At 69.7% G+C, this 26,393-nt stretch carries 34 protein-coding genes; 15 read left to right on the top strand and 19 right to left on the bottom strand.

Translation table 11 applies throughout. The annotated features are described in order from the left end of the window. Positions 1-95 precede the first annotated feature (95 nt). Positions 96-542, top strand: coding sequence for a hypothetical protein (locus OHU74_RS02345; RefSeq protein WP_371614310.1), 447 nt, complete (start codon positions 96-98; stop codon positions 540-542). A 38-nt stretch (positions 543-580) separates the two neighbouring features. Here the strand turns inward: OHU74_RS02345 and OHU74_RS02340 are convergent, their stop codons facing one another. Both OHU74_RS02340 and OHU74_RS02335 read right to left on the bottom strand, forming a co-directional pair. After that, on the bottom strand, positions 581-925 hold the full coding sequence (locus tag OHU74_RS02340) for a peptidase inhibitor family I36 protein (RefSeq protein WP_371614309.1): 345 nt from the start codon (positions 923-925) through the stop codon (positions 581-583). A gap of 94 nt (positions 926-1,019) precedes the next feature. Continuing rightward, complete coding sequence (locus OHU74_RS02335; protein ID WP_371614308.1) at positions 1,020-1,439, bottom strand: nuclear transport factor 2 family protein; 420 nt, start codon at positions 1,437-1,439, stop codon at positions 1,020-1,022. 24 nt (positions 1,440-1,463) lie between these two features. Here OHU74_RS02335 and OHU74_RS02330 point away from each other — a divergent pair, with 24 nt between their 5' ends. The 3 genes from OHU74_RS02330 (at position 1,464) to OHU74_RS02320 (ending at position 4,402) form a co-directional block, all read left to right on the top strand. Beyond that, a complete protein-coding gene (locus tag OHU74_RS02330) occupies positions 1,464-1,736 on the top strand; it encodes a hypothetical protein (RefSeq protein ID WP_371614307.1) in 273 nt (90 codons plus the stop codon). Between the two features lie 186 nt (positions 1,737-1,922). Continuing rightward, positions 1,923-3,185, top strand: a complete 1,263-nt coding sequence (locus OHU74_RS02325) for an FAD-dependent oxidoreductase (protein WP_371614306.1) — start codon at positions 1,923-1,925, stop codon at positions 3,183-3,185. Next, positions 3,182-4,402: a cytochrome P450 gene (locus OHU74_RS02320; protein ID WP_371614305.1), complete on the top strand. Its 1,221-nt coding sequence runs from the start codon at positions 3,182-3,184 to the stop codon at positions 4,400-4,402. Before OHU74_RS02325 ends, OHU74_RS02320 begins: the two co-directional genes overlap by 4 nt. A gap of 27 nt (positions 4,403-4,429) precedes the next feature. On the opposite strand, the gene OHU74_RS02315 is transcribed toward OHU74_RS02320, so the two are convergent. The 4 genes from OHU74_RS02315 to OHU74_RS02300 form a co-directional block, all read right to left on the bottom strand. Next, a complete protein-coding gene (locus tag OHU74_RS02315) occupies positions 4,430-5,542 on the bottom strand; it encodes a GTP-binding protein (RefSeq protein ID WP_371619540.1) in 1,113 nt (370 codons plus the stop codon). A 26-nt stretch (positions 5,543-5,568) separates the two neighbouring features. Continuing rightward, positions 5,569-5,817: a type B 50S ribosomal protein L31 gene (locus OHU74_RS02310; RefSeq protein WP_371614304.1), complete on the bottom strand. Its 249-nt coding sequence runs from the start codon at positions 5,815-5,817 to the stop codon at positions 5,569-5,571. 27 nt (positions 5,818-5,844) lie between these two features. Then, positions 5,845-6,009 carry a 50S ribosomal protein L33 gene (gene rpmG, locus OHU74_RS02305; RefSeq protein ID WP_365425438.1) on the bottom strand — a complete coding sequence of 55 codons (165 nt, stop codon included), beginning with the start codon at positions 6,007-6,009 and terminating at the stop codon, positions 5,845-5,847. Positions 6,010-6,109: 100 nt separating this feature from the next. Beyond that, the gene (locus OHU74_RS02300; protein WP_371614303.1) at positions 6,110-7,333 is read right to left on the bottom strand and encodes a cytochrome P450; all 1,224 of its coding nucleotides are present in this window, start codon (positions 7,331-7,333) and stop codon (positions 6,110-6,112) included. A gap of 160 nt (positions 7,334-7,493) precedes the next feature. Between OHU74_RS02300 and OHU74_RS02295 the strand changes: the two genes are divergently transcribed. Further along, positions 7,494-8,264: a transposase gene (locus tag OHU74_RS02295; RefSeq protein ID WP_371614300.1), complete on the top strand. Its 771-nt coding sequence runs from the start codon at positions 7,494-7,496 to the stop codon at positions 8,262-8,264. A 261-nt stretch (positions 8,265-8,525) separates the two neighbouring features. Here OHU74_RS02295 and OHU74_RS02290 read toward each other — a convergent pair whose 3' ends face one another. Next, on the bottom strand, positions 8,526-9,626 hold the full coding sequence (locus OHU74_RS02290; RefSeq protein WP_371614302.1) for a hypothetical protein: 1,101 nt from the start codon (positions 9,624-9,626) through the stop codon (positions 8,526-8,528). 41 nt (positions 9,627-9,667) lie between these two features. Between OHU74_RS02290 and OHU74_RS02285 the strand changes: the two genes are divergently transcribed. The 4 genes from OHU74_RS02285 (at position 9,668) to OHU74_RS02270 (ending at position 11,753) form a co-directional block, all read left to right on the top strand. Further along, positions 9,668-10,081 carry an SgcJ/EcaC family oxidoreductase gene (locus OHU74_RS02285; protein WP_371614301.1) on the top strand — a complete coding sequence of 138 codons (414 nt, stop codon included), beginning with the start codon at positions 9,668-9,670 and terminating at the stop codon, positions 10,079-10,081. A 63-nt stretch (positions 10,082-10,144) separates the two neighbouring features. Then, positions 10,145-11,014, top strand: a complete 870-nt coding sequence (locus OHU74_RS02280) for an IS5 family transposase (RefSeq protein ID WP_331721181.1) — start codon at positions 10,145-10,147, stop codon at positions 11,012-11,014. Between the two features lie 73 nt (positions 11,015-11,087). Next, positions 11,088-11,417 carry a hypothetical protein gene (locus OHU74_RS02275; RefSeq protein WP_331721180.1) on the top strand — a complete coding sequence of 110 codons (330 nt, stop codon included), beginning with the start codon at positions 11,088-11,090 and terminating at the stop codon, positions 11,415-11,417. Positions 11,418-11,507: 90 nt separating this feature from the next. Then, complete coding sequence (locus OHU74_RS02270) at positions 11,508-11,753, top strand: hypothetical protein (protein WP_326702228.1); 246 nt, start codon at positions 11,508-11,510, stop codon at positions 11,751-11,753. Positions 11,754-11,875: 122 nt separating this feature from the next. Here OHU74_RS02270 and OHU74_RS02265 read toward each other — a convergent pair whose 3' ends face one another. Further along, on the bottom strand, positions 11,876-12,646 hold the full coding sequence (locus OHU74_RS02265; protein WP_371614300.1) for a transposase: 771 nt from the start codon (positions 12,644-12,646) through the stop codon (positions 11,876-11,878). A 40-nt stretch (positions 12,647-12,686) separates the two neighbouring features. Continuing rightward, positions 12,687-13,109, bottom strand: a complete 423-nt coding sequence (locus OHU74_RS02260; RefSeq protein ID WP_371614299.1) for a VOC family protein — start codon at positions 13,107-13,109, stop codon at positions 12,687-12,689. A gap of 481 nt (positions 13,110-13,590) precedes the next feature. Between OHU74_RS02260 and OHU74_RS02255 the strand changes: the two genes are divergently transcribed. The 4 genes from OHU74_RS02255 (at position 13,591) to OHU74_RS02240 (ending at position 15,795) form a co-directional block, all read left to right on the top strand. Next, the gene (locus tag OHU74_RS02255; protein ID WP_371614298.1) at positions 13,591-13,875 is read left to right on the top strand and encodes a hypothetical protein; all 285 of its coding nucleotides are present in this window, start codon (positions 13,591-13,593) and stop codon (positions 13,873-13,875) included. Positions 13,876-14,003: 128 nt separating this feature from the next. Then, entirely contained in the window at positions 14,004-14,249 is a 246-nt protein-coding gene (locus OHU74_RS02250; RefSeq protein ID WP_371614297.1) for a hypothetical protein, read from the top strand. Positions 14,250-14,723: 474 nt separating this feature from the next. Next, the gene (locus OHU74_RS02245; RefSeq protein WP_330294266.1) at positions 14,724-15,179 is read left to right on the top strand and encodes a transglycosylase SLT domain-containing protein; all 456 of its coding nucleotides are present in this window, start codon (positions 14,724-14,726) and stop codon (positions 15,177-15,179) included. A 229-nt stretch (positions 15,180-15,408) separates the two neighbouring features. Continuing rightward, on the top strand, positions 15,409-15,795 hold the full coding sequence (locus tag OHU74_RS02240) for a DUF6334 family protein (protein WP_371614296.1): 387 nt from the start codon (positions 15,409-15,411) through the stop codon (positions 15,793-15,795). 30 nt (positions 15,796-15,825) lie between these two features. Here OHU74_RS02240 and OHU74_RS02235 read toward each other — a convergent pair whose 3' ends face one another. Next, positions 15,826-16,509: a TetR/AcrR family transcriptional regulator C-terminal domain-containing protein gene (locus OHU74_RS02235; protein WP_371614295.1), complete on the bottom strand. Its 684-nt coding sequence runs from the start codon at positions 16,507-16,509 to the stop codon at positions 15,826-15,828. A 119-nt stretch (positions 16,510-16,628) separates the two neighbouring features. On the opposite strand from OHU74_RS02235, the gene OHU74_RS02230 reads away from it, so the two are divergent. Beyond that, positions 16,629-17,333 (top strand): DUF4386 domain-containing protein, encoded by a 705-nt coding sequence (locus OHU74_RS02230; protein WP_371614294.1) that lies wholly within the window; start codon positions 16,629-16,631, stop codon positions 17,331-17,333. Positions 17,334-17,362: 29 nt separating this feature from the next. On the opposite strand, the gene OHU74_RS02225 is transcribed toward OHU74_RS02230, so the two are convergent. From OHU74_RS02225 to OHU74_RS02185, 9 genes are all read right to left on the bottom strand, one after another. Next, a complete protein-coding gene (locus OHU74_RS02225; protein WP_371614293.1) occupies positions 17,363-18,469 on the bottom strand; it encodes a mechanosensitive ion channel family protein in 1,107 nt (368 codons plus the stop codon). A 267-nt stretch (positions 18,470-18,736) separates the two neighbouring features. Next, positions 18,737-19,585, bottom strand: coding sequence for an amino acid ABC transporter ATP-binding protein (locus OHU74_RS02220; protein WP_371614292.1), 849 nt, complete (start codon positions 19,583-19,585; stop codon positions 18,737-18,739). 7 nt (positions 19,586-19,592) lie between these two features. Beyond that, entirely contained in the window at positions 19,593-20,393 is an 801-nt protein-coding gene (locus tag OHU74_RS02215) for an amino acid ABC transporter permease (protein WP_371614291.1), read from the bottom strand. Beyond that, positions 20,390-21,382 carry an ABC transporter substrate-binding protein gene (locus tag OHU74_RS02210; protein ID WP_371614290.1) on the bottom strand — a complete coding sequence of 331 codons (993 nt, stop codon included), beginning with the start codon at positions 21,380-21,382 and terminating at the stop codon, positions 20,390-20,392. Before OHU74_RS02210 ends, OHU74_RS02215 begins: the two co-directional genes overlap by 4 nt. 141 nt (positions 21,383-21,523) lie before the next feature. Next, positions 21,524-22,285, bottom strand: coding sequence for a class I SAM-dependent methyltransferase (locus OHU74_RS02205; protein WP_371619539.1), 762 nt, complete (start codon positions 22,283-22,285; stop codon positions 21,524-21,526). An 87-nt stretch (positions 22,286-22,372) separates the two neighbouring features. Beyond that, positions 22,373-22,783, bottom strand: coding sequence for an NAD(+)--rifampin ADP-ribosyltransferase (arr, locus tag OHU74_RS02200; protein WP_371614289.1), 411 nt, complete (start codon positions 22,781-22,783; stop codon positions 22,373-22,375). 114 nt (positions 22,784-22,897) lie between these two features. Continuing rightward, positions 22,898-23,668, bottom strand: coding sequence for an alpha-ketoglutarate-dependent dioxygenase AlkB (locus OHU74_RS02195; RefSeq protein WP_371619538.1), 771 nt, complete (start codon positions 23,666-23,668; stop codon positions 22,898-22,900). Beyond that, the gene (locus OHU74_RS02190) at positions 23,640-24,887 is read right to left on the bottom strand and encodes a hypothetical protein (RefSeq protein WP_371614288.1); all 1,248 of its coding nucleotides are present in this window, start codon (positions 24,885-24,887) and stop codon (positions 23,640-23,642) included. Before OHU74_RS02190 ends, OHU74_RS02195 begins: the two co-directional genes overlap by 29 nt. A 76-nt stretch (positions 24,888-24,963) precedes the next feature. After that, positions 24,964-25,680, bottom strand: coding sequence for a hypothetical protein (locus tag OHU74_RS02185; protein ID WP_371614287.1), 717 nt, complete (start codon positions 25,678-25,680; stop codon positions 24,964-24,966). Between the two features lie 307 nt (positions 25,681-25,987). Between OHU74_RS02185 and OHU74_RS02180 the strand changes: the two genes are divergently transcribed. Beyond that, entirely contained in the window at positions 25,988-26,380 is a 393-nt protein-coding gene (locus OHU74_RS02180; RefSeq protein WP_371614286.1) for a hypothetical protein, read from the top strand. The last annotated feature ends 13 nt before the right edge of the window (positions 26,381-26,393 follow it).

The following is a 26,393-nucleotide window of genomic DNA, read 5'->3' as shown; positions in this document are numbered from 1 at the left end:
AGGTGGCGGACAGGCGGGCAGAGTGGCGAGGAAGGCTCTTCGTGAACGTTTCAGCAGCTGGCCGACCCGCACGCGCATCCCGGTCCAGGATGCGGATGACCACCCTGCTGTGCACGGCCGCGGCCATGGCGGCCGCCGTGATCCCGGCCTCCGCGCACACCGGCGCAGCGCCGTCGGCCCGGATCCTGGATCCACGGGCTCCGGATCCAGTGGTGGTCGTCGACTGCTTCTCCCAGGCCCGGCTGCGCCCGGAGGAGTACCTCCTGGCCTGCGGGGACGGCAACAACCGCCTCGTCGGACTGCACTGGGACAGCTGGGGCACGAGGACCGCGACGGCCACCGGCACCGACATGGTGAACGACTGCCGCCCCTACTGCGCGGCCGGCCGTTTCCGCGCCTACCCGGTAACGGTGACCCTGAGCAATCCGGAGGCCTGGCCCGACCACCCCGACCTCCGGCGCTTCACGACGATCCGGCTCCTGTACACCGACACCGCACCGGACCCGGTCCCGAAGGACGTGACCTACAAACTCGTGTACTGAGCGCCGTGCCGGTCCGACGCGGCCGGACGTGCAGGCAGTCAGCAGTTGTTGCCGACCGCGTCGATCTTCCCGCCGAAGCGCCCCTGGTAGTTGGAGGCGTAGTCGCCGACCCGGACCGGGCGGCAGTCCTTGTGGGTCGCCCAGTCGATGAAGGCGCCGGTCCTGTTGGCCCGGAACGAGCCGACGTGGTCCACGAACGAGGCGGGCAGGTCCACGTAACCGCCGCGCCATACGTACACGTCGCCGGTGCCGTCCTGGAAGCGCCACAGGCAGATGGCGTTGCCCGGGCACGTGGGCAGGGCTTGCGCCGCCGTGGGGGAGCCGAAGGCGGCCACGGCGACCGTTCCGGCGACGAACAGGGTGCGCAGGGTACGTGTCCTCATGTGCTTCTCCTCCGAGCGGAGTCGTTGCTCCCATCCTCCTCGCACACGTGCGGCTGTGGGAAGACGGCCTCGCCGCCCGGGTCCCCGGGCGCCTTCACTCGGTCACGGTGTCGCCGTGCCGGTGTGCCACCCTCCATTCACCGTCCTCGCGGCGGTACACCTGGGTGGCCCGCAAGGTGTAAGTGCGCGGTTGCCCGTCCACGGAGGTGGAGGTGTGTTCGAAGCCGGCCGTGTAGGCCATGTCGCCCACCACGTCGTACGCCAGCACTTCGAACGCGTACGAGGTGCAGTCGGAGAAGCTCTTGCCGAGTGCGGTGAAGAGCTTGTCGAGTTCCTGCTGGCCGGTGGCGTTGCGCCACGCGCCCAGTACGCTCACGGGCTCGTTCCGTGACCAGAGGGCCCGGCGGGGCGCGGGGTCGCCGTTGTGCAGCGCGAGCTCGGCCTCGTACAGGGCGGTCTTGACCCAGGTCAGGAAGGTGTCGCGGTCGCTCGTGCGTTCGTCGTCGCGGTTCATCGGATGCGGGCCTCCAGTTCTCCGGTGATCGCCTTCCCCTATTCGGAGTTCCGCGTGATCAGCCGTGATGATGCGTCAAGGACACACCTTCCGGTGGAGCCCTGGAAGGAGGCGCGCCCTGAAGGTCCTGCCTACGCGGCGCTGAAGGCTCAACAGCGTCACACCGGGATGCGGAACCTCGGGCCGGAGGCACTCGAAGAGGCCCTGGCCGCAGCGCACTTCGCCGACGGCCACCCCGAACTCGCCGTGACCAGCATGCATCTGCTCGCCCTCGCACGGCGGCCACCCGTCCGGTGAGCGGCGCGTCCGGAGGCGGTCCCGCTCCGGGCAAGCGATGGCAGGGCCGCGATGTGCGGTGACGCCCGCCGGCGGCACCCTGACGAACGGCTGACGCGGCTACCGGGACCGGCGCCCCCGGTGGGGTATACGTCGGGGTACGTGCCGGACGGGGCGTACCCGATGCCGGCGGAGGGAGTGGTCGCCGTGGAGCGTACGGCCTGCTGTGTCGTGGGAGGCGGGCCCGCCGGGATGGTGCTGGCCCTGCTGCTGGCGCGGGCCGGGGTGGAGGTCACGGTGCTGGAGAAACACGGCGACTTCCTCCGCGATTTCCGCGGCGACACCGTGCACCCGTCCACCCTGTCGCTGCTGGACGACATCGGCCTCGCCGAACGGTTCGCCCGGCTGCCGCAACGGCGGGTCACCTCGGTGCAACTGCCCATCGGACCCGACCGCTCCCTCATCACGGTCGGGAACATCGCGGCGCTGCACGGCAAGTACAACTACATCGCGATGGTGCCGCAGTGGGACCTCCTCGACCTGCTCGCCGACGAAGCGCGCAAAGAGCCCTCCTTCCGGCTGCGCATGGACACCGAGGCGACGTCCTTCCTGATGGAACACGGCAGGGTCGCGGGCGTGCGGTACCGCACCGCGGACGGCGCCACCGGTGAGCTCAGGGCCACGCTGACCGTGGCCTGCGACGGCCGCGGATCCTTCGCCAGGGTGCTGCCCGAGCTCGGCCTGGAGAGCTTCCCGTGCCCGATGGACGCCTGGTGGTTCCGGCTGCCGCGCCACGAGGACGACCCCAGCGGGCTCGTGGGAGGCCTGGGCGAACGGTTCTTCAGCGCGCTCATCGACCGCGGCGACTACTGGCAGATCGCGGGGCTCATCCCCAAGGGAACCGATGCCGAGCGCCGCGCAGAAGGCCTGGACCGGTTCATGGCCCAATTCACGCAGGCCGTCCCGTGGCTGGCCGACCGGGCGCACTCGGTCACCTCCTGGGACGAGGTCAAGCTGCTCGACGTACGGCTGGACCGGCTGCGGCGCTGGCACCGGCCGGGGCTGCTGTGCATCGGCGACGCCGCCCACGCCATGTCGCCGGTCTTCGGCATCGGCATCAACCTCGCCGTACAGGACGCGGTGGCCGCGGCCCGCCACCTGGTGGAACCCCTGCGCGCGGGGAGCGTGGGGCTCCGCGACGTACGCGGGGTACAGCGCCGCCGCATGCCCACGACACTGGCGACCCAGGGACTGCAACGCCTGGCCCACGCCCAGGTCATCGAGCCCCTGCTGGCCGGGCGCGTCGCCTTCGGCCACCCGCGGCGGGCGAAGCGGCTGACGGAGCTCGTCACCGACTCGCGGTGGCTGAACCGGGTGCCGGCCTACTTCATCGGCTACGGGGCCCTGCGCGAGCGGCCGCCCAAGGAATCGCTCCGCAGCGGATCCACCACGGTGCGGGAGGGGACATGAGCCAGGAGCCGGTCCTCCTCCCTTACGCCGACCCGGCCTTCGTCGCGGACCCGTTCCCGCTGTACCGGCGGCTGCGCGAGGACGGCCCGGTCCGACGCGTCGTCATCGCGGGCGGCCTGGAGGCCTGGCTCGTCACCCGCTACGAGGACGGGCTCGCGGCCCTGTCCGACTCCCGGCTCAGCAGCGACGTGCGCGACGCCTCCGACACCCGGCTCCTGCGGCAGCTGCCCGACACGGAGCGCGAGGCGATGCTCGGCACCATGCTGCGCAGCGATCCGCCCGACCACACGCGCCTGCGCCGCCTGGTCTCCAAGGCGTTCACCGCCCACCGCGTGGCCGACATGGGGCCGCGGATCCAGGCAGTCACCGACCGGCTGCTGGACACGGTCGTGGCGGCCGGGAGCGCCGACCTCGTCGCGGACTTCGCACTGCCGCTCCCGGTCACGGTGATCAGCGAACTGCTCGGGGTGCCGGTGGACGAGCGGCACGAGTTCCAGCACTGGACCGACCGCATGATCATGCGGGGCGCGGAGCCGCCGGACCCCGCCGTGGTGAACGAGGCCTGGCAGCACATGCGCGCGTACGTCACCGAACTCATCCGCGCCAAGCGGGCGGACCCCGGCGAGGACCTGCTCAGCGCCCTCGTCGCCGCCCGGGACGAGGAACAGCGGCTGACCGAGGACGAGCTCGTCGCCATGGTGTTCCTGCTGCTGGCCGCCGGCTACATCACCACGGTCAATCTGATCGGCGGCGGCCTCGCCATGCTGCTCGCCCACCCCGACCAGCTCGCCCTGCTGCGCCGCGATCCCGGCCTGCTGCCGGGCGCGATCGAGGAGTTCCTCCGCTACGACGGCCCGGTCAGTCCCGGCATCGCCCGCTTCGCGCGCGAGGACCTGGAGATCGCGGGCGTGCGCATCCCGCGCGGCGCGACCGTGCTGATCGGCTCGGCCGTCGCCGACCGGGACCCGGGGCGGTTCCCGGACCCCGACCGCCTGGACATCACCCGGCCGGACAACGCCCACTTGGCGTTCGGCCACGGCCTCCACTACTGCCTGGGCGCTCCGCTGGCCCGCCTGGAGGGCCGGATCGCCATCGGCACCGCCCTGCGGCGCCTGCCCGGCCTCGCCCTCGCGGTCCCCCCGGCGCAGATCCCCTGGCGCCCCGGCGGCCTGCGCGGCCCCCTGACCCTGCCGGTGACGTTCACCCCGGGCGGTTGAGCTCCGGGCGGTGAACGGTGCGGACCGTCAGGAGACGGAGTCGAGGAAGGGGGCGAACGCCGCGGGGAGCCGTCTCCATCCTTCCCGCCCGGCCGCGTATTCGGCGTCGGTCAGGAGGCAGGAGTCCAGGAGCCGCTCGGTGCCTTCGCGGTCGAGGCCCGGGGAGGTGAAGACCAGGTGCTGGCAGCAGTCGCCGTGCTCGGGGTCCCAGTCGAGGGCGGCCGCGGCCCGCCGCGGGGCGGGGACCAGCTCCCAGGCGGCGTCGGGGAGCGAGGCGAGCCAGGGGCCGTGGCTCTGCACGCACAGCGCGCCACCGGCCGCGTCCCAGGCGAGCAGGGTGTCGGGGCGGTCGGCGAGCCAGAACCGGCCGCGGCTGCGGGCCGCGGCGCAGGTCAGGTCCTCCAGGGCCGCGTAGAGCCGCTCGGGGTGGAACGGGCGGCGCCGCTGCCAGACGAGAGTGCCCACTCCGGCCTCGTCGGCTTCCTGGGGGAGGCGCGCGCAGGCGGGGTGCTGGGCCGCGGCGGCCGCCTCCACGTCGAAGCCGGCGAAGGCGAGCCGGGTCAGTTCGCTGGAGCCGGTGGGCACCTTTCGGGCCGTCGGGTGCAGTTGGGTGAGCAGGGCGCGGTCCCCGTCGTCGGACTCCTCGGTGTCGGCGATCGCGAGGACCGGCGCGTATTCGAGCTGACGGGCCCAGGTGTCCCCGACGGTGCGCCGGTCGGTGGCCGCCGCGGCGAGTCCGGCCTCGGCGAGGTCGTCGCCGTTGCCGAGGCAGGGCAGGACCAGCGAGGGGTCGACGGCGGTGATCACATTGGTGAGTTCCAGGAGGTCACCGGCGTGGGCGGCCACGACCTCGGCCATGCCCCTGGGCTCGACCGAGTCCCAGAGCTCCACGACGGCCAGGCGGGTCAGCCCGCTCGCGGCCAGCCGCTCCAGCTCCGGGACGAGGTCCTCGCGCAGTGCGCAGCAGGCACAGTCGTTGACCAGCGGGGTTTCGTCGGCGGACACCTCACCCCCGGAATCGCGCAGCGTACGAAGGACGTTGCCGTCGGCGGCCGAGGACAGGTCGTGGTGCAGGGCGACGCTCCCCGGCACCGTCCGCAGCAGGTGCTCGACGGTCTCCTTGCGCGCGTCGGCGTGCATCCCGCCGACGATCACGACGGGGAGGGTCACTTGTGTCCTCCGTAGCGGCGCTCGAAGCGCTCGACGCGTCCCGCGGTGTCGAGGACGCGCGCGGTGCCGGTGTAGAAGGGGTGGCTCTGCGAGGAGATCTCGACGTCGATGACCGGGTAGGTGTTGCCGTCCTCCCATTCGACGCTCTTGTCGCTGGTGGCGGTCGAGCGGGTGAGGAAGGCGAAGTCGGCGGCCTTGTCGCGGAAGACGACGGGCCCGTAGACGGGGTGGATTCCAGGCTTCATGGGGTGGCTCTTTCCGGGGAGTGGGGGTCAGCGTTCTTCGCGGAAGTCGACGTGCCGGCGGGCGACCGGGTCGTACTTGCGCAGCACCATGCGGTCCGGGTCGTTCCGCCGGTTCTTGCGGGTGACGTAGGTGTGGCCGGTGCCGGCGGTGGAGCGGAGCTTGATGATCGGGCGTACTTCGTTGCGTGCCATGGCGCCAGTATATGGAAATGGCAATCGTTTTCAATAGATGCCGGCAGAAACCCGCACGCCCCGGCGGACAGGACGCCGGGCGCGGCGGGGAGCCGGGCGTCTACCAGGTCGTGTGCAGGGTCTGCGGCGAGCGGTGGATCAAGGTGGGGCGCATGGCGGGCGGGGGGCCGTCCGGGTCGAGGCGGAGGCCCGGCAGGCGGTGGGTGAACACCTCGAGGGTGATGCGCAGCTGTTCGCGGGCCAGGTGCGAGCCGGGGCAGCCGTGGGGTCCGTGGCCGAAGGCGAGGTGGCGGCGGTATTCGGGGCGGCCGATGTCGAACTGGTCGGCCCGTTCGTACCGGTCCTCGTCGCGGTTGGCCGAACCGTAGGCGACCAGCACCGAGGCGCCGGCCGGGAGCTTCGTCCCGGAGAGCGTCACCGGGCGTGTGGTGGTGCGGCGGAAGGCCTGGACGGCCGCGTCGTAGCGCGCGGCCTCTTCCACCGCGGCGGGGATCAGGGCCGGGTCGGCGCAGAGCGCCTCCCACTGGGACCGGTCGCGCAGCAGGTGCAGCAGAGTGCTGCCGATCAGCGCGCTCGTGGTGAGGAATCCGGCGATCAGCAGGTTCTGGAGGCTCGCGACCAGCTCGTGGCGCTGTTCCAGGGTGAGCTCGCCCTCACCGGGTGCGAGGGCTGCCACCATGGCCGAGCACAGGTCGCCCCGGGGCGAGGCGCGCCGGTCGCGGAGGTAACCGTCCAGCAGGTGCTGGAGCTCGACCACGTCCTCGGCCGCCGCCGACTGTGCCTGCGGCGACATCGGCCTGAAGAACAGCTCTTCGGCCCGGTATCCGCCGTGCACCGCGGCGGGCACGTCCGCCGGGTCCAGGCCGATGAGCCGGCCGACCACCTGCCCGGGCAGCCGCCGGGCGTACGCCGCCATCAGCTCCGAGGAACCCTCCGCCGCGATGCCGTCCACCAGCTCGCGCGCGCACTCCCGGGCGTACGGCAGCACGGCCGCCACGCGCGGGACGGACAGCCCCTGGTTGAGTACGCCGCGGTGGCGCCGGTGCTCCGCGCCGTCCGAGGTGACGACGGTGGGGCGCGGGCCGAAGCCCCGGGGCAGCACGCCCAGGGCCGCCTCCGAGAGGGCGATGTCCGGGGTCAGCGAGTTGACGGAGGAGAAGTAGTCGGCGCGTACCAGTACCTCCCGTACGTCCCGGTCCCGGGCCACCAGCCACGCGTCGAACTCCGGTACGTACGTCAGGCCCTCGGCCCGACGGGCACGGGCGTAGAGCGGGTACGGGTCGAGGTACAGCTCATCGCGCCTCGCCTGGTCGTGCGATGTCACAGGGGCCTCCGGATCGCGGTCGCAGGGGACGCGGGGGCGCCCCCGCGCCGGTGAACTCCGGTGCCGGGCCATGATGCCCGAGCCCCGCGCCGCCGGGTAGTACGCGGTGCGGGGCCCTAAAGGGTGTTGCAGAAGGCTCGGCGTTGGGCATTTTCCCTGTATGGGTGGGGTGTTGCGGGCTGAGCCGGTGTGGGTGGAGACGTTCACGGGCTTGCGGATCGATCGGTTCGCGAAGCTGGTGAAGGTGGTGCGCGAGCGGGGCGGGAACGGGCCCGGCGGTGGCCGGCCCTGGTGCCTACCGCTGCCCGACAGGGTGCTGCTGGTGGCGGTGTACTACCGCACGAACCTGACCATGCGGCAGCTCGCTCCGCTCTTCGGGATCTCCCCGGCCACCGTCTGTCGAGTCATCCAGCGCCTACGGCCGCTGCTGGCGCTGGAGCCGGCCCCGCGGCCGGTCGCCGACGTGGAACGGCTGTGGATCGTGGACGGAACCTTGATCCCAGTCCGCGACCGCACCGTCGCCGCCTCGTCCCGCAACTACCGGTTCTCGGCGAACGTGCAGGTCATCATCGACGCGGACAGCCGCCTGGTCGTCGCGAGCGCCCGCCCGGCGCCCGGCAACAAGGCCGACGCCCACGTCTGGCGCGAGTCGGATCTGCCGGCCCAGGCCGCCGGGACGACGGTCATCGCGGACGGCGCCTACTTGGGCACCGGGCTGATCGTCCCGCACCGCAGACGAGCTGGACGCCCCCTCCTGCGCGGCCAGGAAGAAGACAACGCCGAACACCGACGCGTTCGCGCCCGCGTCGAGCACACCTTCGCCCGCATGAAGAACTGGAAGATCCTCCGCGACTGCCGCCAGAAAGGAGACGGCCTCCACCACGCCGTCCAAGCCGTCGCCACCATGCACAACCTCGCGATGACACGGTGAAACAGCAGCTCAACCCGCCACACAGCCCTGCCCACACTGAGCCTTCTGCAACAACCTTTAGGGGGTGTCCGCAAAGTGGCGCCGGGCGCCCGAAGGGCGCGGCCCGTGGCGTCTGGTGCGGTGCATCGCAAGGCGGAGGGGCTCCCGCGTACTGGACGTACTCGGGTGCCCCGACAACGCGGCGAGGCGCCGTGCCAGACGCCACGGGCCAGGCGCTACTTTGCGGACACCCCCTAGAGCTGTGACCGGACGGGTGCCCGGTCAGGCCGACGCGGTGTCGCCGGACGGCGTGTCGGTCGGTGTCGCTTCGAACGGTTCGAGTGCCTCGGTCAGCGTGTTGAGGGTCTCCTCCGCGAGGACGCGCAGGAAGTCGGAGCACACCCACGCGTCCAGGGGCTCGTCCTCGCCCTCCGGCTCCTCCGCGTCGTCCCACCCGTGGTCCTCGGCGATCTCCGCGCGGCCGCCCGGGCTGCGCAGGAGATAGCCGATCTGGCTCAGGTGGTCCACGTCGCCCGTGTCGGGGTGCTCGCCCGGGCCGTGAGTGCACGGGTCGTCGCGCAGCAGCGGAACGGCGGCCCGGACCCCCTCGATCATCGCGTCCAGAACCGAGCGCTCGGTGATCCTCTCGGACGCCGCGTACCAACACGTCGCGTTCATGGTCACGAGGTAGCCGGCCAGCACCCCGCGGGTCGGATGCGAGGGCAGGGCGGCGGCCTCGTCGGCCAGCGCCTCGGCCGGATCACAGTAGGGGTAGTCGTTCACGATCCCCGAGAGGTCGCTCATGCGGCTGTGGTGGTCCTCGGGCGCTCCCGCCGGGATGCGGCGCACGGTGAGCGGGGCCAGCACGTCCGCGGCGAGCCGGGCCCAGCCCGCCACGTTGGCCGGGCACAGCACCTGCCCGGGGTCGGCGGCGTCGCCGTGCTGCACGGTCGGTTCGCCGGTCAGCAGCCCGTTGTCGCCCGCCCAGACCTCGTCCTCGTACGCGTCCATCTCGGCCTTGTACGGGTGGTCCTCGTGCGCGCAGGGACGGTCGCCCAATGCCTTCGCCGCGGCGCGCAGAGCGTCGAGGGAGGCCCGCTCGGCCGCCCGACCCGGACGCCAGGCGAGGTAGTCCGACATCGAGAGGAGCCCGGACACCCACACATGGGCCTGCTCCCCGCCGGGATCGGCGGCGAGGCGGCGGGCGCACTCCAGGGCCACGGGATCCGCCTCGTCCGCCGGGGACGCGTAGTGGATGTGCCTCCAGGCATCGGCGAGCTGGTCGGTCGTCAGGTCGGCCATGGGCTGGTTCATCAGTTCGGTCGTATCGATCACGAGGTGCAGGACGGTTCCCGCGTTCCTCACGGTTCCCGGGTTCGCCATGTGATCAGATGCTTGACCTCGACCGGGCTTGAGGTGTGACGATGCCTCACATGACCACGGAATCCATGTCCCGCGCGGCGGACATCGAAGCGATCAGCCGGCTCGTCGCGACCGTCGAGCACTCCCAGCAGAACAAGGACCCCGAGGAGTTCCTCGGCCTCTTCCATCCGGAGGCGATCTGGACGACGGCCCACGGCAAGGTCCTCATCGGCCTCGACGCGATCGCGGAGTTCACCCGCAAGGTCCTCCCCTCGGCGAGCTGGGACGGCAAGGTCACCTACGAGGTGGCACACGTGCTCTTCATCCGCCCCGACGTCGCCGCGGTCAAGGTCCGTCAGCGCTACCTGGCCCCGGGCGAGGAGAGCGAGGGCGCCCCGCTGTACGTGGTCTCGAAGCAGGCCGACGGTCGCTGGCTGCTGACCGCCTGCCAGAACACCGGGGTCGTCGCCGACTAGACGGCCTAGGCCGTGTTTTAGAACTGGGGTCCGTGTCTCGCCTCGTGCCGTGATGATCTCGGTGTGGGGCGAGGGGATCTTTCAGATGACCAGTGGGCGGCGCTGGGGCCGTTGTTGCCGGTCGCGGAGGTGGGCAGGCCGTCGGTCGGCCGACGGCGGTTGATCGACGGGATCCGCTGGCGGGTGCGGACCGGGGCCCCGTGGCGGGATCTGCCGACGGAATACGGTCCATGGCAGACGGTCTACGGGCTCTTCCGTCGCTGGCAACGCGATGGTGTCTGGTCGGCGGTCCTGACCGGATTGCAGGCCCGGGCGGACGCCGCCGGTTTGATCACTTGGGACGTGAACGTCGACTCCACGATCTGCCGGGCCCATCAGCACGCGGCCGGTGCCCGGCGCGACGGCCAGACCCAGAATGAGCCGCCGGGCGGCGATGCGGCCGAACCCGACGATCACGGCCTGGGCCGCTCCCGCGGCGGCTGGACCACGAAGATTCACCTGGCCTGCGAGCAAGGGCAGAAGCCGCTATCTCTGCTGGTCACAGCCGGTCAGCGGGGAGACAGCCCGCAGTTCACGGCCGTGCTGGAAGCCATCCGGGTTCCCCGTCTCGGGCTGGGACGGCCAAGGGTCCGTCCGTTGCGGGTGCGGGGCGACAAAGCGTATTCGTCACGCGCGAACCGTGCGTATCTGCGTCGGCGCGGGATTCGCTGCACGATCCCGGAACCTGCCGATCAGGCCGGCCACCGCAAACGCCGAGGAGTGGCTGGCGGGCGGCCTCCGGCCTTCGACCGCGAGGACTACAAGGCCCGGCACGCGGTCGAGTGCGGCATCAACCGGCTGAAGCGGAACCGGGCGGTGGCCACCCGGTTCGACAAGCTCGCGGTCCGCTTCGAAGCCACCGTCCTCATCGCCGCGATCAACGAATGGCTGTGACCTGCCGGACGTGTCGGTCCCGCATGTCATTCTGGCCGCGATCAGGTCAGCGGGTCGAGGGGAGACAGGGCCGATGGGGGCTGCGTACTACCGGGCCGAGAGCGAGAGTGGCGACCACATTGACGACCCGTCTGAGGACGCCCTGTTCATGCTGATCGACGACCTCAACGACTCGGACAACACCTTCGTCGTCATCCAGCCCGACGAGGACGACCCGGTCTGGTTCACCTCGGTCGCCGTCCTGGAAGAAGGCGGCTACGAGGTCGTCCGCCGCGACAACACCCGCCGCGAACACGACGTCGTCAGCGAGACCAGCATCGACCGGATCGCCCGCGACCTCACGATCTGGATGGCCGCCCGCAACTTCCCCGGACGACCCACCCGGCACACCAGCAACTTCTAAACTGGCGGCTCGGTACCCGCGCCCTCGTCGGCATGTCGCCAGCCAGACAGGCCAACCACCCCCTGTCCTGAGAGTGACAGACTGGGCAACATGACCGCCCACCCCAAGATCGGCTCTGTCTGGGCCCGCCGCTACCCCGGTTACCCGCAGCACGACCGCGACTTCCGGGTAACCGGGGTCTTCACCAGAGACGGTGTCACGTACGTCGAGACTGAACAGCTCGGCAACGGCGATCGCAGCAGAGGGCGGCTTGACCACGTCTTTGAGTACGCGGAGTGCGTCAGCACCAATGGGATCGACACCCCCGGCTGCGGTGACATCAGCACGTCGCGCTGATCGCGCAAATACGGCTGGCGGACTGACGCCCCACCTCACGGAGTTAGTTCTAAAACACGCCCTAAAGGTTGTTGCAGAAGGCTCAGTGTGGGCAGGGCTGTGTGGCGGGTTGAGCTGCTGTTTCACCGTGTCATCGCGAGGTTGTGCATGGTGGCGACGGCTTGGACGGCGTGGTGGAGGCCGTCTCCTTTCTGGCGGCAGTCGCGGAGGATCTTCCAGTTCTTCATGCGGGCGAAGGTGTGCTCGACGCGGGCGCGAACGCGTCGGTGTTCGGCGTTGTCTTCTTCCTGGCCGCGCAGGAGGGGGCGTCCAGCTCGTCTGCGGTGCGGGACGATCAGCCCGGTGCCCAAGTAGGCGCCGTCCGCGATGACCGTCGTCCCGGCGGCCTGGGCCGGCAGATCCGACTCGCGCCAGACGTGGGCGTCGGCCTTGTTGCCGGGCGCCGGGCGGGCGCTCGCGACGACCAGGCGGCTGTCCGCGTCGATGATGACCTGCACGTTCGCCGAGAACCGGTAGTTGCGGGACGAGGCGGCGACGGTGCGGTCGCGGACTGGGATCAAGGTTCCGTCCACGATCCACAGCCGTTCCACGTCGGCGACCGGCCGCGGGGCCGGCTCCAGCGCCAGCAGCGGCCGTAGGCGCTGGATGACTCGACAGACGGTGGCCGGGGAGATCCCGAAGAGCGGAGCGAGCTGCCGCATGGTCAGGTTCGTGCGGTAGTACACCGCCACCAGCAGCACCCTGTCGGGCAGCGGTAGGCACCAGGGCCGGCCACCGCCGGGCCCGTTCCCGCCCCGCTCGCGCACCACCTTCACCAGCTTCGCGAACCGATCGATCCGCAAGCCCGTGAACGTCTCCACCCACACCGGCTCAGCCCGCAACACCCCACCCATACAGGGAAAATGCCCAACGCCGAGCCTTCTGCAACACCCTTTAGGCCTCTGACGCCGGCACGCCGCCAGCCTGCTCGCGCAGCGCCAGCCACTCCTGGAGCTCGATCAGATTTCCTTCCGGGTCCTCCAGGTAGGCGACCCGTATTCGGTCGCCCATCGGGCCCGGGTTGCGGGTGAACTCCGCACCCCGCGAGGTGAGTTCGGCGTGGGCCGCGTCCAGGTCGTCCACCCGCAGAACCACCAGCGCGCGGTATCCCTCCGGCTCCGCCCCCAACTGCCCCAGCACGTCGGCCATCTGCGCCCGGTCCTGCAGCGCGATCGCGGCGTGTCCGGTGTCGGGGCTGAGCTTGGCGTACGGGCCGGCCTCGGCCTCGAACTGCGGCTTGAGCCCGAGCACGTCCCGGTAGAAGCGGTAGACGGCGGGGAAGTCGGACACCAACAGGCGTATCTGGGTGAGTTCCATAGTGACCCTTCTAGCCCAATCCCGGCTCGATCGCGATCCCCCCAAGCCGCCTCCGGTGGGCCGGCCTCCGCGGGCGGCTCCGCCGCCGCTCCAGCGCCGAGTAAGGCCGCCTATGCCGCCGATGCCAAAACCCGCCACGACTACATCCAAGCCGCCACCAGCAGCATCCCGGCGCTCACCGAATACGACTCCCTGCACGGCAACACCCTCATCCGCGTCACCCACCTCCTCAGGCGGGCACAGGCAGCCGACTACGAGAAGGCCGCTGCCAAGCTCGGGTAGCAGCAACGCCCTTCGCGGGGGAACAGTGGCCAGTAACCCGGACCAGTCCGCCGAAACACTGGCCGCGCCCCAAGACCCGACACCAGGCCGCGCCCGTACGCCAGATGCGACCCGGTGCGACAAGGCGGAAACGGTAGCCGGCTAACGAATCTCCGCTACGGTGGAAATCACCAGTCGTGATTCCGCCGTGGAGGCCGTCGTGAGCGAGACCCCGTGGACCATCGAGCGGATCTGCGGCGCACTCGGCAACCCCGTACTCGCCCAGCGCTTCGTCGGCGAGATCAACCGGGCCCCCGCCCACGAACTCCTCGCCGTGTTCGCACGCTGGGAACGCGTCGCCAAGGACACGGTCGCAGCCATCCAGCGAGGCCGGGACATTGCCGCAGCCCAAGGCCGCGGCGAGGACCCCACGGAGTCCTGGATCGACGTAACGGACCGGGTCCGAGCGGACGCCGCGCGGCTCCGGACCCGCGGCGCTGCCTGAATTCCCGAAGCGGCCCTTACCTCCCGCGCGGATCGCTACGCTAAGTCGCGCAAAGATCGCTGCCCGCCGTCCGGTGGTCTGTGCCCCTGAAAACTGGTGCTCAGACATTGGAAGCAGACGAAGCAGATGTGACCCATCGCCTCAAGTACGACCCTGCGGCCGAGGCCGTCCACGAAGCCATGCCGGGGCCGGCCAGCGAGACCCTCACTCTGGCCCTTGCGGATGCCTGTCAGGACCCCCTCGGCGCCACCGAGGCATACGGCGACGACGACGGCATCGTGCGGATGATCGTCACCGAGCAGTGCTTCGCCGTCGTCCTCATCGGACACGCGCTCAAGACGATCACCGTCCTGCAGATCAACTATCTCGGGTGAGAACTGGGCCCCCGCCGCCGGAAGGTGCGGGGCATCGGTGCGTCGCTGGGCGTGGGTAGCCCTCACCTTGTTCTTTTTGCCCCCTATGGCGCCCGTGGCCTTCGATGCGGGGGTCGGATCCGTCCGTGAGCCTGCCCCCGAAAGGGGTACGGGCGGGCACGCTGGGTGAGATCCGGGGCCTCCGGCGGTGACCCGCCCCACAGGACCTAGGTCACATACGAGCCGGGATAGTAGTCCTTAAACGTCCCCTACGCACCCCTCCATACCGGCCCTCACCTGCTCTGATGCCTGCCCGGGCGGAGGGGGGTCGTTGCGCCCCGGCTGCGAGGACCACTAGTAAGAGGGGGCGTTGCCAGGGCCCGGGAACCCCCGTAGAACTGGATGAGTCGCAGGGCGGACGGAGATCCCCCCGGGTTCACCCCCGGTCTCCCGCTCCCCGGACGAACCCCTCTCCTTCGCGTGAGTGGCTCACGCATGTCTTCGGCATGCCTGCGACCGTCCCTGTCCCCTTCGGAAGGTCAATCCGTGTCCAACGCAGTCATCCGCCGCATCGCCGCTTCCAAGAAGACCCTCGCGGGTACCGTCCTCGCCCTGGGCGTCGCCGGTTCCATGCTGGCCGCGGTTCCCGCGCAGGCCGCCCCGATGAGCGCCAAGGCGATCGCCCAGCAGATGATCAAGGACCCGGCCCAGTTCGCTGCGTTCAACAACATCGTTTCCCGCGAGAGTGGCTGGGACCACACCGCCACGAACTCCTCTTCCGGCGCGTACGGCCTGGTCCAGGCCCTGCCGGCCTCGAAGATGGCCTCGGCGGGCTCGGACTGGAAGACCAACCCGGCCACCCAGATCAAGTGGGGCCTGGACTACATGAACTCCCGCTACGGCAGCCCCGTCGGCGCCTGGAGCTTCTGGCAGAACCACCACTGGTACTAAGCCACCAGCGGCAACAGACACAGCAGCACGCCCGGCCCGGACTTCCCGGCCGGGCGTTTTGCGTATGCGGCGGCCGCCGAGCTCCGGTCGCGCGAAGCCCGGCGGGATGAGGCCGGACAGGGCGATTGCGTGACGGAATTCCGTCTCCGTGCCGTGTCCATCGTGTTCGAATGATCAGCCGCGCATCCGGAGATCGCGCGAGCGTGTCGGATTCGGAAGGGGCGCGGGCATGTTCCAAGAAGAGCGTCGGGCGATGTGCTACGAGGCCGGACGCCTGCTGGGCGTTCGATACGGCAGCTTCCCGGACGCGCCGACCACGATTCCCGCCGTGATCCTGGACTTCGAGGACGGGTCCTGGGTGCTGGCGGTCAACGCCGACGACGACACGATCCGCATCTCCAGCTCCGACGGGCTCCCGCTGGAAGGCGTGTGCGTCGGGGATGCGCCCCAGGACTCGCCGTGGACCCGCGTGCTGGGCGCGTCGGCGCAGTGGATCTGGACTCTGGAGAACCAGCAGGGCTACGAAGACGGGATTCAGTTCTCCTTTTCCCGGGAGGGAAGGGAAGTGTGCCGAATCCAGCTCATCGCGGTGGCTTCAGGCTGGCACATCGTGTGATTTGAGTGCGAAGCCGCCCCCAGGCCCCGCCTACGTCTTCCGCGCGGACGTCCAGCCCTGGCGGCGGAGGTTTTCGAAGCCGTCCAGGAGGAGGTCCAGGGCGAATTCGAACTCGAACTGGTCGTCGCAGCCGCCGCCGACCGCGGAGCCCCCGTCGTGCGCGGCCGTCGCGGCCAGTTCCGCGATGTGCGGGTAGCGCGCCGCCATCCCGGGATCCGGCGGGCCGGAGGGGCCCGAGGTGTCGAAGAGTTCCTGGCTGTAGCCGAGCAGGCGGCTGCCCATCGCGTGCATGACGTGGTGCGTGAGGTCGGCGGAGAGCCCACCGTCCCGGAAGCTCCCGGCCATCGAGTCCAGGTACGCCAGCACGGCCGGAGTGGGTCCGGTCCGCGACTCGATGACCCGGGTCGCCCAGGGGTGGCGCAGCAGCACCCGCCGGGCCGACAGGATCCGCCCGCGGACCACGAGCCGCCAGTCGGCCCCCGCGGCCGGCGGGTCGATCTCGCCGACGATGGCGTCGGCCATGCCGTCGAGCAGCTCCTCCTTGTTGGCCACGTGCTTGTAGAGGGCCATCGGTACGACGCCCAGCTCCTGCGCGAGCCTGCGCATGCTGAGCGCGTCGATGCCGATGGCGTCGGCGAGCGTGACGGCGGCGCGCAGGACGCGGTCCCTGTTCAGGGGGATCCGTTGCGTGTGTGTGGCTTCCTGCCGGGTCATTCCGGTTCGGCCCCTTCCCTCATCGACAGCACCCTCTCCTTGACGAGTGTACGCCGTACACCTATGGTTGCCGCCAGGTGTACGGCGTACACCACCATCGAGTGAGAGGTGCCGAGAAGATGAGTCCGGACCGGAGAACCGCGGTGGCCGCCGGGTCGCTGTTCCTGCTGACCGAGGTCGCCGCGATAGCCGGGGCGGTTCTGTACCGCCCCCTGCTGGGCGCGGCGGACGGCCGGCTCGCACAGGGCGCCGACACGAAGGCGCTGCTCGGGGTGGTCTGCGAGGTGGTGCTCGTGGTGGCGGTTGCCGGTACCGGGGCGGCGCTGTTCCCCGTCCTGCGGCGCCACGGCGAGGGGCTCGCGCTCGGATACGCCTTCGGGCGGCTGCTGGAGGCGGCCGTCATCACCCTCGGGATCGTCTCCGTCCTGGCGCTCGTCACCCTGCGGCGGGACGGAGGGGCGGCGGACGGCGCCGACGCCGCGCTGGTGGCCGTGCACGACTGGACGTTCCTGCTCGGGCCCAACGTCGCCCTCGGCCTGAACACCGTGCTGCTCGCGTACCTGGCGTACCGCGCACGGCTCGTGCCGCGCTTCATCGCCGTACTCGGGCTGGTCGGCGGGCCGCTCATCTGCGCCTCGGCGGTCGCCGTGATGTTCGGGGCCTACGCGCAGGTCTCCGTCGCGGGTTCGGTCGCCGCGCTCCCCGTGTTCGCCTGGGAGCTGGCGCTGGCCGGGTGGCTGATCGTCAGGGGGTTCGGACCCGGATCGGGCGCCGCGTCCCGGGCGGACGCAGAAGCGACGGATCCGACCGGTGTCCGGCCGTGAGCCCGACCTGAGCCTGCCACCCAGGCCCGCTACCGCCCGTTGTCCGCCAGTGCCGAGGCCGGCGCCTCGCGTTGGTGCGGGAACGGTGCCGGCGGTGCGGGCCGGGGGTCGTCCTGGTGGAGCGTGACGGTCCGTGTGGGGGCGGGGATCGAGATGCCCTCTTCTCGGAACCGTCGGTGCAGCCGCTTGATGAACTCGTGTTTGATCCGGTACTGGTCGCTGAACTCGCCGACGCCCAGGATCACCGTGAAGCCGATCCTGGAGTCCGCGAACGTGTGGAAGCGGACGGCCCCTTCGTGGTCGGGGACCGCTCCGTTGATGTCGGCCATCACCCCGTCGACCACCTCGAGGGTCACCCGCTCGACGTGCTCCAAGTCGCTTTCGTAGCCCACTCCGACCTGGACCAGGATGGACAACTGCTGCTCGGGCTGGGTGAAGTTGGTCATGTTCGTGCGCGCGAGCCGCCCGTTGGGGATGATCACGAGGTTGTTCGACAGGTTGCGGACCACGGTGTTGCGCCAGTTGATGTCGACGACGTAGCCCTCCTCGCCGCTCGTGAGGCGGATGTAGTCACCGGGCTGCACCGTCTTCGAGGCGAGGATGTGGACGCCGGCGAAGAGGTTGGCGAGGGTGTCCTGCAGGGCCAGCGCGACCGCCAGACCGCCCACCCCGAGGGCAGTGAGCAGGGGCGCGATGGACACGCCCACGGTTTCCAGCGCGACGAGCAGGCCCATCGCGAGCACCACGACCCGCGTGATGTTGACGAAGATGGTGGCCGATCCGGCCACTCCGGTGCGCGCATGGGCCACGGACTGGACGAGACCTGCGACGACCCGGGCCGCGCCGAGGGTGGCCATGAGGATCAGCAGGGCGGTCAGCGAATGGGTCACCCAGCCGGAGATTCGCGTACTGAGGGGCAGGGCCGAGGCGGCCACGGCGGCGCCCCCGATGACGGCCGCCCCGGGCGCGAAGGTGCGCAGCGCGTCGACGATGATGTCGTCCCCGCTCCAGCGCGTCCGCAGGGCATGCTTGCCCAGCCACCGTACGAGGGCGCGCAGGAGCAGACCGGCCAGGGCGCCCGCGGCGAGCGCGATGCCGGCGACCAGCCAGTCGTGCAGGACGAGGTCCCGGGTCAACGGACGACCTCCGCCCCTCGCCGGACCGGGGAAGCGGCGGCGGGAGCTGCCGCCCGCCGTATGAGGGGTGTCGTCACCTTGTCACCTGTCAGTTCGTCGTGCGGGAAGCCGCGTTCGGACATGCGTGCGCATCCGGAAGCGGGCTGCCATCCTGCCCCATCGGCACGGCGGCGCCGCAGGTGGGCCGGGTTTGCCGTCCTGGTGCCCCGGCATCCGGGCGCGCGGAGCGGGGGGCGGGGGCGGGGGCGCGCCGGGGACCGACAGGATTCAAGCGTCCTCGCCCGGCCGCGAGCCCTCGCCCTCGGGCCTGGGCGGCTCGGCCCGGGGCGGTTCGGCCGCCGCCGGGTCCAGGATGCGGTCGAGGAAGCTCCTGGTCCGCTCCTGCCGGGGATCCCCGATCACCTGCGCCGCCGGACCCTGCTCGACGATCACACCGCCGTCCATGAACACGACCCGGTCCGCGACCTCGCGGGCGAAGCTCATCTCGTGGGTGACGACCATCATCGTCATGCCCTCGCTCGCCAGGACCCGCATCACCGCCAGCACCTCGCCCACGAGTTCGGGATCGAGTGCCGAGGTCGGCTCGTCGAAGAGCATCACCTCCGGTCCCATGGACAGGGCCCTGGCGATCGCCACCCGCTGCTGCTGGCCGCCGGACAGCTGGGCGGGGAAGGCCTCGGCCTTGTCGGAGAGGCCCACGCGCGCGAGGTTCTCGCGGGCCACGGCCGCGGCCCCGATCTTGTCCCTGCGCAGGACCCGGCGCTGGGGCAGGGTGAGGTTCTCCGTGACATTCACATGGGGGAAGAGGTTGAACTGCTGGAAGACCATGCCGATGCGGCGGCGTACGGCGTCGATGTCCACGTCCAGGTCGGTGACCTCCGTGCCTCCGACGAAGACCCGGCCCTCGCTGGGCTCCTCCAGCAGGTTCACACAGCGCAGTAGCGTCGATTTGCCCGAGCCGGACGGCCCGATGACACACACCACCTCGCCCCGCGCGATCTCCAAGTCGATGCCGCGCAGGACGTGGTTGTCGCCGAAGGACTTGTGCAGTCCGCGGATCTCGATCTCCGGGCCGTCCGTGGTCATCGGGTCCACCGCTTCCGTCTCCTGTGGCATCTCGTCCTCACGTGGCCTTGGCCGCGCGGGTTTCCAGCCGGCGCACCACGAAGCTCAGCGGCACGGTCACCAGGAGGTAGCACAGGCCCGCGACCAGGATCGGGGTGGAGTTGGCGCTCTGGCTGGCGAGGTCCCGTCCGAACTTGGTCAGCTCCCGCTCCTGCAGCGTCACACCGAGGAACAGTACGAGCGAGGAGTCCTTGAACAGCAGGACCAGTTCGTTGGTGAGCGGCGGGATGACGATGCGGAAGGCCTGTGGAATGACGATCGAGACCATGGCCCGGGCGTGCGAGAAGCCCAGCGAGCGGGCCGCCTCCAGCTGCCCCTTGGGGACCGCCTGGATGCCGGCCCGAATCGTTTCCGCCATGTAGGCGGCGGCCACCAGGCCGAGGCCGAGTGCGACCTTGCCGTACGTGCCGCCGGGGATCGCTGTACCGGGGAACGCCAGTGGCACCGCCACGCCGACGAAAATGAAGATCAGCAGCGCCGGGAGGCCGCGGAACAGTTCGATGTAGACGCCGGCGACCCACCGGTAGGGGGCCACCGAGGACAGCCGCATCATGGCGATGACCAGGCCGAGGACCAGGCCGAGGAGGAACCCCGACAGCGTGTAGACCACCGTGTTGCGCAGGGCCGTGGTGATGATCTCCGGGAAGAGCCGCAGCGCCAGGTCCTTCTGGGCGAACTGGTTCTGCAGCCGGCCCCAGTCGGCGTTCACGCCGATCAGCACCAGCACGGCACCGAAGAGCGCGTACTGCACGCCCTGCGAGACGCGGCGGCGCTGACGGCGGGTCAGCCGAGAGGTCACGGCGCGGCCTGGGGCAGCGGGCCGATCCACTGCTCGTAGATCTTCTTGTAGGTTCCGTCGGCCTTGGCGTCCGTGATCGCCTTGTCGATCGCGGCCACGAGGGCGGTGTTGCCCTTCTTCACCGAGAAGCCGTACTGCTCGCCGGTGTCGATGTTCTGCGCGAGGGTGAACTCGGCCGCGTTCTTCGGGTCCTTGAGCCAGCCCTGGACGACCGGGTAGTCGATGACTACGGCGTCGACCTGACCGGTGCGCAGTCCGTTGATCACCGCGTCCGAGCTCTCGAAGGCTACGGGGTCGAATCCCTGGCCCTTGGCGTAGCTCTCCCCGGTGGTCTCGGCCTGCGCGCCCAGCTTCTTCGACTTCGCCTTGAGATCGGCCAGCGAGGTGACGCCGCTCTTCTTGGTCACGAGCAGTGCCTGAGTCGCGTCGAAGTAGGGCACGGAGAAGTCGACGTTCTTCTTGCGCTCGTCGGTGATCGTCATGCCGGCCGCCGCGAGGTCGCACTCGCCGGAGTTCAGGAAGGCCCCGGTCTTGAAGTTCTCGAAGGGCGTGTCGAGGATCTTCTGCTCGACCTTGAGCCGGCTCGCCACCAGGTCGACCAGGGCCACGTCGAAACCGACGACCTTGCCGTCCTTCTCGAACTGGAACGGCGGGTACGGCAGGTGGGTGCAGGTCGTCAGTTTGCCCTTCTCGACGACGGGCACTCCGCCGGCCGCCTCACCCGCGCCGCCGCCGCTCGATGAGCATCCCGCGATGAGGAACGCACCCGCCGCGGCGGCTGAGGCCGCGACGCGGATACGGAGGCTGTGGCGGCGACTGCTGCTTCCTCTGGCCGTCCGGGACACGGTTGACCTCCATGAGTGCGGGGGCGAGCGGCGATTACGGAACGGGACCGTCCGCCGAGATCGTAGGCCACGGGCGGCGCCCGCTGAGGGACCTTCGGCGATGCGTTCCGGGGACCCCCGGCGGAACCGCACGGATCCGGCCATGACCACCGAGGCCGGGCGGCCGCCCCACCGCGCACTTCGCCCTGGACACCCTGCGCCTGGTCATGGCCGAGCGCGCCGCCGAGCTGCGGATCGTCCGCATCGAGGTCCGCGCGCCTTTCCCGGCGCGGGCGTGTCGAGCGTTCAGGCCGCGCCGAGGAAGACGTACGCCGTCATCGGGGCGACGACCGGCCCTGCACCCAGACGGGCCGTCATCTCCTCGATGACGGTGGCCCGGACGGTCGGCCCGTCTCCGCGCTCTTCGACGGCCGCGCGCACGGGCGTCCCGGTGAGGAACCCGATGGCGACGTCGGCGGCCGACGCGGCCCGGCCATCCAGGGTCAGCTCCTGCTCCTCCTCGACGCCGAACCCGGCCGCCACCAGGTCGGCGGCCACAACGGCGGGGTCGGCGTAGCCGTGCGGGACCGTTGGGAGGAACCGTGGAGGGTCGACCGGAAAGGCCTGCTCAAGCCCTGCCTGCACCGCGGCGTCGAAGGCGTGCGTACCGATGGGGCCCCACGTGTTGAACAGGAACCGGCCGCCCGGGGCCAGCACCCGGCGGGCCTCGGCGAAGGCCGCGACCCGGTCGGGGAAGAACATCACGCCGAACTGGCAGACCACCAGGTCGAAGCTTCCGTCCGGGAACGGCAGCCGCTGTGCGTCGGCCTGCCGCCACACCGCGCCCGGGGCCCGGGACGACCCGAAGGCGACCATGGCCTCATTCAGGTCGGTGGCCGTCACCTCGGCCGACGGAACCGCGGAGAGCAGGAGCGATGTCAAAGCGCCGGTGCCCGCGGCCAGTTCGAGAATCCGCCTTGGCTGGAGTGGAGCCGCTCGGGCGGCCAGGTCCTCGGCGAAGGGCCGGAAGAGCACCGGCACCAGGTACTGCTCGTAGGCCGCCGGCATGGACTCGGACCACCGCCGGTCGGCGTCGCTTCCCGTCACCTTCTCAACGGTAGTGCCGTCTGGAGGAGACCTCGCCGCGCCTCGCCGTCAGTTGATGATTTCCGCCCGGTCATCCAGACGGATCTCGGCCAGCCGGTCCCGCCACATCTGGAGGGCTTCGGGTGTCTGTCGCGTCCAGTCGGTGACCTCGCCCACGATCCGGAGCGGCCCCAGGCTGCGATAGGAGCGGGTGGGATTGCCGGGGAACTTCTTGTCGGTGACGTTTGGATCGTTCTCGAACTCACCGGTCGGTTCGACGGCATACACGCGCGGGGCCCCGTCGCCGGCGGCGAGTTCGGCGGCAAGTCCCGCGCCGTCGCGCAACGCGGTGAAGTAGATGTGGTTCATCACGATTTCGGGCCGGTAGTTGGAGCGGAAGCCGGCGGTGAGATGATCCCCGACCCGCAGCTCGGCCTTTGTTCCGTGGAAGAACGGTCCCTCGTCCAATACCTCGTCCATCGCCGCAGGCTATCAAACCGGGCTGGAGTGACGGCGAGCCGTCCAGGACGGTTCGGACGCCGTGATCACATCTGCCACAGCGGGATCATGGGTCGGCGAGCCGCGGCCATTGGGTCAGACAGGCGGCATCAGGTCGCTCTCGCTTATGGTGTACGTCAGCAGGGGGTAGGTGAAATCCGTTTCCTTGTTCTCACGGCGGCGTAGTTGATAAAACTCATTCCTCTGCTCATCGTCGGCCGACATGAGGCGTTCATCCTGCGGGAGATATGCGTTTCCGTCGCGAAACCGAACGAGGGTCTTTGAGGTTCGAAATGTTACACCCAGCCATTGGTTGTCCGTCGTCCGGGCTGGCGTTTCCAATATGATTTTGTGTCTGAGTCGCCGATTCGAGTCGACAGAGAACGCGACGACACTGTTGTGGGCGAGGGGGATCTCGAACTTCTCTCCGCTGGAACCCTTTGATTCGAAGATCAGCTTTCTTGGCGGGCTCGCTTCGGGATGTTGGTAGCAGGAGAAGACGGCGATAAACGACTCGTTGGCCAGATCGAGGGCTTGGTCGGAATGGCTGCCCATGGTTGTGTAGGCGTTCGTGTAGCTCTCGATGAGAGCGTTGTTGAAGCCGACCGGGAGCGCCGCTCGCTCTTGGACGTGTTGCGCAAGCCGTTCGTGTACCGCCCGGAAACGCTGCGTCGGGCTGCCGTATCGGGTGGTAGTGCGTACGAGCGGTACGCCGCCCGCCTCGTCGACCTTGGTGAGCACGGCGCCTCGCCGGCCTTTTCCTACGCCTTCCAAGCGAGCCGACGCGGACAGCTCCGCGAAGAGATTTTGCTCGGTTGGAAAAGAGTACGAGAGGATCTCATCCGAGATCCTGGATTCGGGGGGCAGTGTAGTCTCCTGTGTTCATGCTGAAGTGAAATTCGTCGCCGTAATCAATGAAGGACGAGGTTCTGTTCTCCTCGGCATACAATCTGCGCAGCTCGTCCATCCCATCTGGTGTGGGCGCCTCCAGCTTCACCAGATCCCCGGCCAGCTTCAGGAACGTGTTGCCGTTCTTGTGAACGGCTTCGGCGTTCGAACAGCGCACCACGTATCCCAGGCGGGTCGGGAGCAACTCGGCGTCCAGCGTTGAGGGACGGATTTCGTGCGTATACAGGCGGTTGGTGGACAGCGGCATGAAGAACACGGAGCCGGGGTAAAGGATCACGGTGAACTGCGAAGGGAGCGTGACTCCATCACGTTCCCCGGTCGGCTCCTTGAGGCGAAAGTGGAGTTTGGTCAGCCCGCTGGCCCCCTTCACGCCGTAGTCGAAGGCGTCTTCGGCCAGGGGTTGCAGCTTTTCGAGCCGGTCATAGAAGGTGCAGAAGGCCATGATGCCGTTGACAGGCATGTCCTTGGTCTTGTCGGCATGGGATGAGATCTTGGCCTTGGACTGCTTGCGCTCGGCCGTGGCAAGGGTGTTGTGGTAGATCTGAGCGAGGACGTGATTGAGCGGTGCCTGGTTCCGGAAGACGCCGGCGGCCTCGCGGTTCAGAGCCTCGACGATGCGCGTGTCGGTCTGGCGAAAGCTCTCGGTCGGCCCCGAGAGATTCGTGGAGCACCGGAGCAGGCGGAAATGCAGTTCGTCACCGATTTGTGTGACGGGCGTCAGATAGATTCCGCTGCGATGGGCTGTTCCGGGCTTGGTGGACTCCGTCAGGGACTGGAACGCGTGCTCCGAACGGATCCGTCCGAAGTGATCGGCGTCGAGTCCGAAAAAGCGACGGTAGTACACGCCGACACCGTGTACGAGGATGGGGACTCGGCCGACGTCGACGAGGGTCCAAGACTGGTCGACGTCCTCGCGGAAACCGTCTGACAGCTCCCGGATGACGAATACCCGTGCAGCCGCGCGCAGTTGGTGGCCACTGATCCTGGATATGTCGCCGCACAGGTAGACGGTCTTCTGCGCGAGTTGGGGCGAACCGGAAGCAAGGTCCTCCGGCGTGATGATGGAACCGAAGAAGTCCCTGATCAGCTCATGATCCTGCAACATCGAAGGTGCAACCAAGATGTTGCTCGCGTCCTCGATACAGGCTTCTGTCAGCTCTGTTGCACTCTTCCACATGCGGACCAGTGTCCCACCGGGCTCCGCCCCACGAGGAAGGCAGAACCCATCAACTGATCACAGCATCACGCAGGCCCTAGAGAGAGTGCGGCAGCTGCCCGGCCACCTCGGCCTCGGCGAGCAGGGCTCCCGCGACCGCTCGTACGCTCTCGTCCACGTCGGCCTTGCCCAAGTTGTAGCGAAGGTGCGGCAGCAGCCCGGGGTCCTTGGCCAGCCTCTTGTGAACATCGGCGACCGCGACCGCGACCATGTCGGCGGCCGGGCCACCGGCAGCGGCTACCTTGCGGGCGTGATCCGTGAGCGTGGTGGTGAGGGCGCCGAGCCGGGCCGACCTGCGCAACCCCAACTCGCCGTACCCCTCGGGCTGGCCCACTGCTCGCTGGGCCTGTTCGGCTTCCGCTCGTTCCCTGATGGCGGTGGCTTCGATGGTTGCGGCCTTGAAGTTGGTCTTGAAGTCGTCCGCCACCCTCTTCAACCTCCGGACCACCCACAGGGTCCCGACGCAGGCGAGGGCCACCAGGCACACCGTCTCCGGGATGCCGAAGGCAGCGCCGTGAGTATGCCAGTCCTTGATGTTGAGTTTGATCGCACCTATCGCGGTGAAGATCATGCCGGTCGCCCACAGCGCAGGCGCGTCTTTCAGGTAGGCCCTGGCGGTGAGGTAGGCGACCTGGCTCGCGCCGGCTCCGGCGAACACAGCGCCCCACGGGCCGAAGAGGGGCATCAGCACCGCAGTGAGCGCCGCCCACACGCCGATGAGTATCAGGACGTGGGTTTTTGCGTTGGCAAGCATGCCGGCATACCTCTCGGTTGGGGAGGCCGCCCGCCCGCACCCTGCTGCTGATCGGGTCGGCCCCGTGGGCGGCACTTCGCATGCTCACCACGTCGAATCGCGCCGAATCTAGCAAGGAGCGCGGCGAGACGCCACGGCGGGCCAACTAGCGTGCTCCGTCCCACTGGGGGCGCGTCCTGTGCCGGCCAACCTTCACTGATTGCGGCCGATTCCTCACGCCGTCTGTCAAGCTCCCGATCACAGCTGCGCCCGGGTCCAAAGCTCCGGGGCACCTGGCCGCGGCCGGGGCCCCGGCTACCCTCCAGGGGTGGAACGCGCAGAGGTACTCAAGAGAGTGATCGGCATCCTCACCGAGGCCCAGGACATCCGGCGGGCCGCCGAGACCGGGCAGGATGACACGGGCGGCGGAGACGGCGACGACTCAGCGGGCGGAGCGGCGACGGCCCAGGTGGCCACGACGCTCCTGAACGAGATGCTGCCGTCGATCAGCGTCCCGGCCGACGCGTCTCCGCGGCAGGTGGCGGCCCTGGTGGCCGAGGCCCTGGGCCCGGCCCTGCACACGATGGTTTCCGGATTCAGCCTGGCGTTCACCAGCCTCGCGATCGCCCACGACCAGGGGCGCACGGACGTCTCCGCGATCGAGGTCCTCCAGGAACTCGCCCTCGAGGTCGAGGCGGGAGTCTACGACGAGGGGCCGTAGTACGCGTCGCGGA

The organism is Streptomyces sp. NBC_00454 (assembly GCF_041434015.1).
Taxonomy (GTDB): Bacteria; Actinomycetota; Actinomycetes; order Streptomycetales; family Streptomycetaceae; genus Streptomyces.
Note: the sequence above shows the minus strand (reverse complement) of the source record. Positions and strands in the feature narration are given on the sequence as shown.

Bases quoted from the DNA above. Each gene is read 5' to 3' on its own strand.
- OHU74_RS02260 (WP_371614299.1), bottom strand. From the start codon at position 13,109: ATGGAACTCACCCAGATACGCCTGTTGGTGTCCGACTTCCCCGCCGTC.
- OHU74_RS02245 (WP_330294266.1), top strand. From the start codon at position 14,724: ATGTCTTCGGCATGCCTGCGACCGTCCCTGTCCCCTTCGGAAGGTCAA.
- OHU74_RS02205 (WP_371619539.1), bottom strand. From the start codon at position 22,285: ATGCCGGCGGCCTACGAGCAGTACCTGGTGCCGGTGCTCTTCCGGCCC.
- OHU74_RS02315 (WP_371619540.1), bottom strand. From the start codon at position 5,542: ATGCACGCCGACGCGCGCAAGGAGACCGTCGAGCACCTGCTGCGGACG.
- OHU74_RS02340 (WP_371614309.1), bottom strand. From the start codon at position 925: ATGAGGACACGTACCCTGCGCACCCTGTTCGTCGCCGGAACGGTCGCC.
- OHU74_RS02230 (WP_371614294.1), top strand. From the start codon at position 16,629: ATGAGTCCGGACCGGAGAACCGCGGTGGCCGCCGGGTCGCTGTTCCTG.
- OHU74_RS02190 (WP_371614288.1), bottom strand. From the start codon at position 24,887: ATGTGGAAGAGTGCAACAGAGCTGACAGAAGCCTGTATCGAGGACGCG.
- OHU74_RS02270 (WP_326702228.1), top strand. From the start codon at position 11,508: ATGACCGCCCACCCCAAGATCGGCTCTGTCTGGGCCCGCCGCTACCCC.
- OHU74_RS02275 (WP_331721180.1), top strand. From the start codon at position 11,088: ATGGGGGCTGCGTACTACCGGGCCGAGAGCGAGAGTGGCGACCACATT.
- OHU74_RS02210 (WP_371614290.1), bottom strand. From the start codon at position 21,382: ATGGCCGGATCCGTGCGGTTCCGCCGGGGGTCCCCGGAACGCATCGCC.
- OHU74_RS02185 (WP_371614287.1), bottom strand. From the start codon at position 25,680: ATGCTTGCCAACGCAAAAACCCACGTCCTGATACTCATCGGCGTGTGG.
- arr (WP_371614289.1), bottom strand. From the start codon at position 22,783: ATGGACGAGGTATTGGACGAGGGACCGTTCTTCCACGGAACAAAGGCC.
- OHU74_RS02240 (WP_371614296.1), top strand. From the start codon at position 15,409: ATGTTCCAAGAAGAGCGTCGGGCGATGTGCTACGAGGCCGGACGCCTG.
- OHU74_RS02335 (WP_371614308.1), bottom strand. From the start codon at position 1,439: ATGAACCGCGACGACGAACGCACGAGCGACCGCGACACCTTCCTGACC.
- OHU74_RS02235 (WP_371614295.1), bottom strand. From the start codon at position 16,509: ATGACCCGGCAGGAAGCCACACACACGCAACGGATCCCCCTGAACAGG.
- OHU74_RS02265 (WP_371614300.1), bottom strand. From the start codon at position 12,646: ATGGGTGGGGTGTTGCGGGCTGAGCCGGTGTGGGTGGAGACGTTCACG.
- OHU74_RS02310 (WP_371614304.1), bottom strand. From the start codon at position 5,817: ATGAAGCCTGGAATCCACCCCGTCTACGGGCCCGTCGTCTTCCGCGAC.
- OHU74_RS02345 (WP_371614310.1), top strand. From the start codon at position 96: ATGACCACCCTGCTGTGCACGGCCGCGGCCATGGCGGCCGCCGTGATC.
- OHU74_RS02295 (WP_371614300.1), top strand. From the start codon at position 7,494: ATGGGTGGGGTGTTGCGGGCTGAGCCGGTGTGGGTGGAGACGTTCACG.
- OHU74_RS02220 (WP_371614292.1), bottom strand. From the start codon at position 19,585: ATGCCACAGGAGACGGAAGCGGTGGACCCGATGACCACGGACGGCCCG.
- OHU74_RS02320 (WP_371614305.1), top strand. From the start codon at position 3,182: ATGAGCCAGGAGCCGGTCCTCCTCCCTTACGCCGACCCGGCCTTCGTC.
- OHU74_RS02290 (WP_371614302.1), bottom strand. From the start codon at position 9,626: ATGGCGAACCCGGGAACCGTGAGGAACGCGGGAACCGTCCTGCACCTC.
- OHU74_RS02285 (WP_371614301.1), top strand. From the start codon at position 9,668: ATGCCTCACATGACCACGGAATCCATGTCCCGCGCGGCGGACATCGAA.
- rpmG (WP_365425438.1), bottom strand. From the start codon at position 6,009: ATGGCACGCAACGAAGTACGCCCGATCATCAAGCTCCGCTCCACCGCC.